This is a genomic window from Micromonospora sp. C51 (assembly GCF_018070435.1).
Taxonomy (GTDB): domain Bacteria; phylum Actinomycetota; class Actinomycetes; order Mycobacteriales; family Micromonosporaceae; genus Micromonospora; species Micromonospora sediminimaris.
The window spans coordinates 1-1,624 of record NZ_JAGPXQ010000088.1 but is presented as its reverse complement, the minus strand read 5'-3'; the positions used below and the strand labels follow the sequence as shown (position 1 = coordinate 1,624).

Sequence of the window (1,624 nt, the reverse complement as noted above, 5' to 3'; positions counted from 1 at the left end):
TTATCTGGCACTTCCAACTGGCGACAACCGCAACCACGGCCGCTGCCCCTCCTTCCACTATGCGCTGACCTAGTCCTGACACCGTTCCTATCGACGATGTTGGACGAGGCCCGACCCGAGACCGAGTAGCGGATCAGACCGTATCGAGCGGCAACGGCGCCATTGCCGAACTCTCACCGCCCCCGATCTGACTCGTTCCGGCCCGCCGACCGCATGATCACGTGCGCGGATCTGGTTCCCCTCTTGGTCAAGGGATCATGGCGACTTTGTTTTAGGCTTTCTGTTGGCGGGTCCGGGTTGTGACTTGTCCGAAGAGGTGGCTGTAGGGGTTGGGCCGTCCGCGCTGGATTGCAGAGTCGCTCCCGAGTGTCCTCCCGGGCCCGTTTCACCGGTTCCGCGCGTTGCGGCGTCGTGGAGCATCCGCTTGTAGACGACGTCGGACAGGTGGCGTTTGAGGGCGCGGAGCGCTTCCATCGTGGTCTTGCCTTCGGCGAGGCGGCGCCGGTAGTAGGCGCGGCCGGGGGTGTCACTGCGGAGCTGAACGATGGCCATGATGTGCAGGACCCGGTTGATGCGGCGGTTGCCGGCGCGGGAGAGCCGGTGCCGGCGCTGCTCGCCGGAGGACGCCTCGAGCGGGGCGGTGCCGTTCCAGGACGCGAAGTGCGCCGGGGTGCGGAACCGGTGGATGTCTGCGATGTCGCCGATCAGCCGGGCTGCCCCGGACGGACCGATCCCATGCATCTCGGTGAGAGTGCTGCCGTGGTCGGTGACGAACTGGCGCAGCTGCTTGTCGGCTGCCCGGATCTTGGCGTCGGTCGTGGTGAGTTCCTCGATGAGTTCGCGGGCCAGGTCGTGGCGGGTCTGGGCGACGATGCCGTCCGGTAGCGGTGCGGTGCGCAGTAGGTAGCTGGCCTGGCCGCGCGTGAGGAATTTCTTGGCTCCGCCAGGGATGAGTTCGAGCAGCAGGTGGTGGATGCGGCTGATGATGTCGGTGCGGGCCCGGCCGAGTTCGTCGCGGCGGTCGACGAGCAGGCGCACCACGGCGGTGACGTCGTCGGGGGTGACGGTTCGCAGGCCGCGGCTGCGCAGCCCGGCGACCGCGACGCTGTGCGCGTCGACCGGGTCGGTCTTGCGGCCCTGACCGGTGTCGAAGACTCGCACCCGGGACGACAGTTTCGGCGGCACGTCGAGCACTGGTTCGCCGTCGGCGACCAGGCGCTGGGCGATGTGCCGCCCGATGCCGGAGCAGCCTTCGACCGCCCACACTCGATCATTGAAAGCGCGACCTGCTGCCAGCATCTGCTGGTAGCCCTCGGTGTCGGTGCCGAACCGGCCCTGGGTCAGGACTCTCTCCCGCTCGTCGATGGCCTCGATCGTGGCCGACCGCTTGTGCGGATCCATCCCGATCACAACACGCCTCATGCGCTGGCTCCTCCCTGCGACTGCTCACCTGCTTGATGCCGAACAGGGAGTGAACCGCCCCGGGTTCTGTGGAGATGATGTTCCCCGGGTTCGGTGGAGTCGGGTTGGTTGACTCGTCAGGCTCGTCGCTCGTTGAGGAGAGACGTGCCGAGGAGATACCCACCGGAGTTTCGTCGCAAGGTCCTCGATCTGCTCAAGGCCG

Annotated in this window: 1 protein-coding gene; it reads right to left on the bottom strand. The window is 67.0% G+C overall.

Annotation, left to right across the window (positions count from 1 at the left end):
* Positions 1-255: 255 nt before the first annotated feature.
* Positions 256-1,422: an IS110 family transposase gene (locus tag KBX50_RS32470; protein ID WP_210941657.1), complete on the bottom strand. Its 1,167-nt coding sequence runs from the start codon at positions 1,420-1,422 to the stop codon at positions 256-258.
* Positions 1,423-1,624: the final 202 nt, after the last annotated feature.